Here is a 6,279-nt window from a genome sequence, read left to right as displayed (position 1 = left end):
ACACATGGCTCTTACGCTCCCCTCTATCATAGGCCCCCACGGCTTTATGTCTTAGGTCTATACTATAAGCTGATGGCATCATCTCACGATCGCTAACTTCATCTTTCTATTATGTCCTAACTCTCCCTTTCACTGCTATACAACGTGAACTTTTTAGCTGGTCAGAGGAAGGTATGATTATTGGAAATAGTGCAGAATTTAGCTCTGATAGTAAATACTTGGCTACGTGGTATTCAACTCGAAGAGAAATTTACTTAAGGAACTTAGAAGATCGTAGACTTACTGTTTTAGAAAATTCGTCACAAGTTGTCTACGTTCATTTTAGCCCAGATAGTAAACTAATTGCTGTGATAGGAACAGATTATACAGTAAACTTGTTGGATTTTTCTGGAAATCTTATCCGGACAATTAAATTGCAACAACTTCCGATAAATTTAGCTTTTAGTCCTGATAGTCAACGAATTGCTATTTTAGGTGATCCTGATGAATTAAGTGTATGGGGTGCAAAGGGAGAATTATTAGCAAAATATACCATTCCTGAGTCAGGCTCGGAGTTTAAGTTCGTGGAATTTGCTCCGGATGGAAAATCGATCGCCGTCGGAGGAAGACGAGTTAGAATTTATCCCAACCAAACCCTAGACGAACTCATCGCAACCGGCTGCGAGTGGTTAGAGGACTACTTTACCACTTATCCCGAAGAAAAGGAAAAACTACCTGCATGTCAGTAAATCTATGCTAAGAAAATAGTGGCAAAATGGTGAAACGAGTCTATGTCCAACAAATTGTCACACTTCTCAATCTGGAAGAATGGAATGATGAAGATCTAGATTAAGCCGCAAACCTTGCAAGATTATCTGAACATAAGCTATCCCATTACATTATACCCGGAAGCTGAGGGAGGGTATACGGTGGCTCGCACTAAATAATCATGATTTAAGTAATGAATTTCCAATTTTCCAATCATGCTTTAGAAGAGATCCAAAAACGGAATATTCCTATGGTTTTGATAGAAGCAGTATTATGGAGTCCCCAACAAACCCTAAAACAAAGTGAAGATATTACAATTTATCAATCTCAACTGGACTTTGGTACGGGGAAACTATACTTGCTACGAGTTTTTATTAACATTACTGTCGATCCCCAACTGGTAGTTACAGTTTATCGCACCAGTAAAATTCAAAAATATTGGAGGAACCCATGAAAATCAAATACGATCGCCAAGTTGATGTCCTACGCATCACCTTCAAAGAAGCAATCATTACCGAAAGCGACGAAGAAACACCCGGTATGATCCTAGACTTCGACGAGCATGGTAATGTCGTCGGGATTGAGATCCTGCAAGCCTCTCAGCACATTGACAACCCTGAAGGCATAGAATACAGCATCAGTCCATCAATACTGATATCTTTTCCATCACCATGACTCAGTTTCAAGCCCTCTCTAGGGTATCCAAAACCAAAACGTCTAACCCTGGAACCCTTGCTAAACGGGCATCATATCAAATCCGTTTAAACAGTTGTCATTGCGACCGGAGGGAAGCAATCGCTACAATTAGCGAGATGATCGAGATTGCTTCATTCCACTTCGTTCCATTCGCAATGACTGACTATAACTGATCCAACTGTTGTTATGTCCGATGGCTGGAACAAGAATGGTTCTCGTATCCATGGCTGTTTGATGGATATTGAGATTATTAAGGGCAAAATCTCGATTCGCCCCTATACTGGATTTACCATATAGTCAATTGGATTAAGGTTGAGACACGACGATACACACACAACCTGTCTAGAATACCCGTATCTGTAGGGGCGAGCGGCCGCTCGCCCCTACAAAAATGTCTCACTGTTATTTGAATTGACTATAGCTTAAAAGTTTGCACTTATATCAATTAACAATTAACAATTTTCATGTCGGCGATAGCGGAACATCGGAGTTTTAACTGTTCTCCCCCCAAACCCGACGCAAATTCAACACAAAACCGGGTAAAACTTCCTCACCCGATAACTCGGTGGGATTAGACAAAACTTCGACTTCTAAACCCACCCGATAAACTTCCACCGTTCTATTTTTAGGATCGATTAACCAACCCAACTTGGCTCCATTGTCCATATACTCCTGCATTTTCTCTTGCAGGGACTTCAGGGTATCGGAAACCGAGCGCAATTCCACCACAAAATCCGGGCAAATCTTGGCAAAGGTTCCCTTTTGTTCCTCTGTGAGAGCATCCCAACGCTCTTGACTTATCCAAGAGGCATCGGGGGCGCGATTTGCACCATTGGGTAAGATAAAAGCAGTGGAAGAATCAAAAGCTTGCCCCAAGTTTTCATTGTCTTCGTCCCAGCGATCCAATTGTCCAGTGATCCGGCTATTTCGTTTGCCACTTTCCCAACCTGTTGGTGGATTCACGATTAACTCTCCTTTTGCGGTTCTTTCTAGTGGTAAATCTCGATTGCTGGCAGCGAGAGCTTCAAACTGTTCTTGGGTGACATGGAGCTTTAGGCTTCTGGGTAACTCCAGTAACAGGGTTTCGGGTTGGGGGGGAGTTTGTATCATGTTGACCTCTGGGATTGTAGAGATTGGCTAGTTATAGTTTAAGGGTTCTCCCCCCAAACCCGACGCAAATCCAACACAAAACCGGGTAAAATTTCCTCACCAGATAGCTCAGTGGGATTAGACAAAATTTCTACTTCTAAACCCACTCGATAAACTTCCACAGTTCGATTTTTAGGGTTAATTAACCAACCTAACTTTGCTCCATTGTCCATATACTCCTGCATTTTCTCTTGCAGCGACTTCAGAGTATCCGAAGCAGAACGCAATTCTACTACAAAATCCGGGCAAATGTTGGCAAACGTACCCTTTTGTTCCTCCGTGAGTGCATCCCAACGCTCTTGACTTATCCAAGACGCATCCGGGGCGCGATTTGCACCATTGGGTAAGATGAAAGCAGTCGAAGAATCAAACACCTCTCCGGGTTCACCCGCATTGCGCCACCATATATACAACTCGCCAGAAATTCTGCTATTCCGTTTGCCGCTTTCCCAACCTGTAGGTGGATTCACAATTAACTCTCCTTGTGCGGTTCTTTCCAGTTGTAAGTCTCGATTGCTGGCTGCTAGAGCTTCAAACTGTTCTTGGGTGACATAGAGCTTCAGGGTTCTGGGTAACTCCAGTGACAGGGTTTCGGGTTTGGTGGGTGTCTGTACCATGTTAACCTCTGCGATCGTAGAGATTGGCTGGTTAGATTTTAACCGATATCACCCCAAACTCGACGCAAATTCAACACAAAACTGGGTAAAACTTCCTCACCGGATAATTCAGTGGGATTAGACAAAATTTCTACTTCTAAACCGACTCGATAAACTTCCACGGTTCTATTTTTAGGATCGATTAACCAACCCAGCTTGGCTCCATTGTCCATATACTCCTGCATTTTCTCTTGCAGGGACTTCAGAGTATCGGAAGCAGACCGTAATTCAACCACAAAGTCCGGACAAATCTGAGGGAATGTACCTCTTTGTTCATCTGTCAGAGCATCCCAACGCTCTTGACTCACCCAACACGCATCTGGAGAACGATTAGCACCATTGGGTAAAATAAATCCCGTATTACAGTCAAATGCTTCTCCCTGTTGATGATTTTCGTACCACCGATCAAGTTGTCCGATGATACTGCGGTTCCGTTTTCCACTTTCCCAACCTGTAGGTGGATTCACAATTAATTCTCCTGTTGCCGTTCTTTCTAGTTGTAATTCTCGATTACTCGCAGCTAGAAGTTCAAACTGTTCTTGAGTGACCGAGAGTTTTAGGGTTCTGGGTAGCTCTAGTGACAGGGTTTCAGTTTCTGGTTTGGAGGGTGTTTGTACCATATCTCAATTAAAAATTAAACATGGGTATGGGTTGGGTTTCCTCTTCGATTTTAGGCGATCGCGCTCTCCTATTTTGTTCCATGGTTGTGTAACTGAACCTTTAAACGATAGGTTTCCCCATGGCCAGAGTATGATATATAAATAGATACGGAAAAAAGCGAGACTCAATCGAACCCTATGGATACGCTAACGCTCAAACGTGAAGTAGACTTGTTGTGCGATCGCCTGGGTAAAACCCAGGACTATCTTTGAGCTACCCATCCTCAATGCTAAAATCCAAGACCTGGAACAACTCGCCTCTCAACCCAATTTCTGGGACGACCAAAACCAGGCTGGCCAAACGCTCCAAGAGCTAAACGACCTCAAATCTTCTCTTCAACAGTTTGAAAACTGGCAAGGCACATTAGAAGAAATGAGGGCCATCTTGGAGTTGTTAGAGTTAGAAGCCGATGAATCACTTCTCCAAGAGGCCCAATCTCATGTTTCCCATTTAAGCCAGGATCTCGATCAATGGGAACTGCAACAATTGCTATCGGGAACCTATGATAAAAGTGGAGCGGTTCTAACTATCAATGCAGGAGCAGGGGGAACCGATGCTCAGGACTGGGCAGACATGCTGCTGCGCATGTATAGGCGCTGGGGAAATGCCCAAGGGTATAAAGTCGAATTGACTGAGATTTCCGAAGGAGACGAAGCCGGTATTAAATCAGCTACCCTAGAAATCAATGGCCGGTATGCTTACGGTTACCTGAAAGCGGAAAAAGGAACCCATCGGTTAGTGAGAATCTCCCCCTTTAATGCCAATGGTAAACGACAAACTAGCTTTGCTGGAATCGAAGTCATGCCGATTTTAAATGAAGAGGTACAGTTAGAGATCCCGGAAAAAGACCTGGAAATCACGACTTCTCGTGCTGGTGGTAAAGGGGGTCAAAATGTCAACAAGGTAGAAACGGCGGTTCGCATTACTCACCTCCCTACTCGGTTATCGGTGCGCTGTACTGAAGAGCGATCGCAACTTCAAAACAAAGAAAAAGCCCTCGCTCTCTTAAAATCTAAATTACTGGTGATTGCCCAAGAACAACGGGCCCAGGAAATAGCCGATATTCGTGGCGATATCGTCGAAGCGGCCTGGGGAAATCAGATCCGGAACTATGTTTTCCATCCCTATCAAATGGTCAAAGATCTACGTACCAATGTAGAAACAACTGCCATTACGGATGTGATGAACGGTGAAATTATGAGCTTTGTCGAAGCCTATTTGCGCCAAGAAAATCAGCTCATTGAAGTGACTTAACCTGCCTTAATCGGCGATCGGGAGACCCTTGAATCTTGATTGGACATAATTACGGGAATAAATCTCGGATTTTTTGGATTGCCATTTCTAGAGTAAGCATAATTTTATTCTGGGTTGGTATTCCCAGTTTTTAAGTTTTTAATTGATCTAAGGATTGGTAGCATTCAAGATGACAAACATGCCACGAATACAGACAATCACAACCAGATTGCTCAAGGCCAAAATGCTGATTAAGCGTAAACTGCTGGCCAGAAACTTTAATCCTTTTTCTAATTCTGTCCCATAATGTTGACCGATCTGTTGCCAAGCAAGGTCTAGTTCTCCCGTTTCTTCCCCCGTACGCAGAAAGTCGATCGCCAATGGAGGGAATTTACCCTTGAAACTCTCACTTAAGGTTTGTCCTCGCCGCATTTGACGAGTTACCGTTGTTACCCGTTTTTTGATCGTTCGATTTGGGGTTTGTTGTTGAATCCATTCTAGGGCAGTCAGGATGGGCATTCCACAGCTTAAGAGTAAGCGCAATTGGGATAAATACCAGAGGCTATAGGCTTCCATCAAGGGACGTACCAAGGGCAGATAACTGCCCATTTGAAATAGGGGAGCGCCCAAATACTGAGGTAAGGAAAAGACCAGTATCCATAGGGCAAAGGCGATCGCCACACTCTGAAGCCAAAACATGGGATGCAGTAAGGCCGCTATATTGGAATTCAAAATCCCAGCCAGCAGAGTTAACAGACTCCAGAGAGCGAGTAAGCTACTACTACGAATAGATTGATAATAGGTTTTCCATTTCCCTTGGGATTGGGTAATTTCGGCTAAAATCAGGCAAGTTTCGGCTAAAGTTCCTTGGGTTTCGGCTAACCGAATCGCGGAGATAGTCCAAGGATCAAAATAGATCTGCCGTTTGCGATCGGCTGCCGCACGAACGGTGAGGGCAGACGCGAGATCCTGACCATTGCGTAGGGCGCGACTGGCTCCTTGCAGATAACATTGGAAATGGCGATCGCTCTCCCGTCCTGCTAAAGTTAACCCTTGTCTGAGACTAATCCCAGACTGGAGTAATTCAGCCAAAGTTGTAAAGAAGAGAACTTTTTCCTGGGTCTTCAATGCCATACTC

8 protein-coding genes are annotated in these 6,279 nt (G+C 44.0%); 4 read left to right on the top strand and 4 right to left on the bottom strand.

Annotation, left to right across the window (positions count from 1 at the left end; genetic code table 11):
* The first annotated feature begins 347 nt into the window (after positions 1–347).
* From J7545_RS13140 to J7545_RS13130, 3 genes are all read left to right on the top strand, one after another.
* Positions 348–728: a WD40 repeat domain-containing protein gene (locus J7545_RS13140; protein WP_318719653.1), complete on the top strand. Its 381-nt coding sequence runs from the start codon at positions 348–350 to the stop codon at positions 726–728.
* Positions 729–940: 212 nt separating this feature from the next.
* Positions 941–1,201 carry a DUF4258 domain-containing protein gene (locus J7545_RS13135; protein ID WP_318719652.1) on the top strand — a complete coding sequence of 87 codons (261 nt, stop codon included), beginning with the start codon at positions 941–943 and terminating at the stop codon, positions 1,199–1,201.
* Positions 1,198–1,422 carry a DUF2283 domain-containing protein gene (locus J7545_RS13130; RefSeq protein ID WP_318719651.1) on the top strand — a complete coding sequence of 75 codons (225 nt, stop codon included), beginning with the start codon at positions 1,198–1,200 and terminating at the stop codon, positions 1,420–1,422. The genes J7545_RS13135 and J7545_RS13130 overlap by 4 nt, the downstream gene beginning before the upstream one ends.
* A 513-nt stretch (positions 1,423–1,935) precedes the next feature.
* Here J7545_RS13130 and J7545_RS13125 read toward each other — a convergent pair.
* From J7545_RS13125 to J7545_RS13115, 3 genes are read right to left on the bottom strand one after another with little or no spacing between them, the layout of a single operon-like run.
* Entirely contained in the window at positions 1,936–2,553 is a 618-nt protein-coding gene (locus J7545_RS13125) for a Uma2 family endonuclease (protein WP_318719650.1), read from the bottom strand.
* Positions 2,554–2,591: 38 nt separating this feature from the next.
* Positions 2,592–3,209, bottom strand: a complete 618-nt coding sequence (locus J7545_RS13120; protein ID WP_318719649.1) for a Uma2 family endonuclease — start codon at positions 3,207–3,209, stop codon at positions 2,592–2,594.
* 38 nt (positions 3,210–3,247) lie between these two features.
* Complete coding sequence (locus tag J7545_RS13115) at positions 3,248–3,868, bottom strand: Uma2 family endonuclease (RefSeq protein WP_318719648.1); 621 nt, start codon at positions 3,866–3,868, stop codon at positions 3,248–3,250.
* Between the two features lie 177 nt (positions 3,869–4,045).
* Here J7545_RS13115 and prfB point away from each other — a divergent pair.
* Positions 4,046–5,162 (top strand): peptide chain release factor 2 gene (gene prfB / locus J7545_RS13110; RefSeq protein WP_413039023.1). Its coding sequence is split into 2 segments (ribosomal slippage): positions 4,046–4,117 and positions 4,119–5,162, totalling 1,116 coding nucleotides; the frame shifts between segments, so codons are not numbered across the junction.
* A 147-nt stretch (positions 5,163–5,309) separates the two neighbouring features.
* Here the strand turns inward: prfB and J7545_RS13105 are convergent.
* Positions 5,310–6,275 (bottom strand): type II secretion system F family protein, encoded by a 966-nt coding sequence (locus J7545_RS13105; RefSeq protein WP_318700915.1) that lies wholly within the window; start codon positions 6,273–6,275, stop codon positions 5,310–5,312.
* Positions 6,276–6,279: the final 4 nt, after the last annotated feature.

Origin of the sequence: Roseofilum sp. SBFL, assembly GCF_017746885.1 — a bacterium.
GTDB lineage: Bacteria > Cyanobacteriota > Cyanobacteriia > Cyanobacteriales > Desertifilaceae > Roseofilum.
The sequence above is the reverse complement of the archived record's forward strand: the minus strand, read 5'-3'. Positions and strand labels throughout refer to the sequence as shown.

Excerpts from the sequence above, each read along its gene's own strand:
- J7545_RS13135 (WP_318719652.1), top strand. The coding sequence starts at position 941 with ATGAATTTCCAATTTTCCAATCATGCTTTAGAAGAGATCCAAAAACGG.
- J7545_RS13130 (WP_318719651.1), top strand. The coding sequence starts at position 1,198 with ATGAAAATCAAATACGATCGCCAAGTTGATGTCCTACGCATCACCTTC.
- J7545_RS13125 (WP_318719650.1), bottom strand. The coding sequence starts at position 2,553 with ATGATACAAACTCCCCCCCAACCCGAAACCCTGTTACTGGAGTTACCC.
- J7545_RS13120 (WP_318719649.1), bottom strand. The coding sequence starts at position 3,209 with ATGGTACAGACACCCACCAAACCCGAAACCCTGTCACTGGAGTTACCC.
- J7545_RS13115 (WP_318719648.1), bottom strand. The coding sequence starts at position 3,868 with ATGGTACAAACACCCTCCAAACCAGAAACTGAAACCCTGTCACTAGAG.
- J7545_RS13105 (WP_318700915.1), bottom strand. The coding sequence starts at position 6,275 with ATGGCATTGAAGACCCAGGAAAAAGTTCTCTTCTTTACAACTTTGGCT.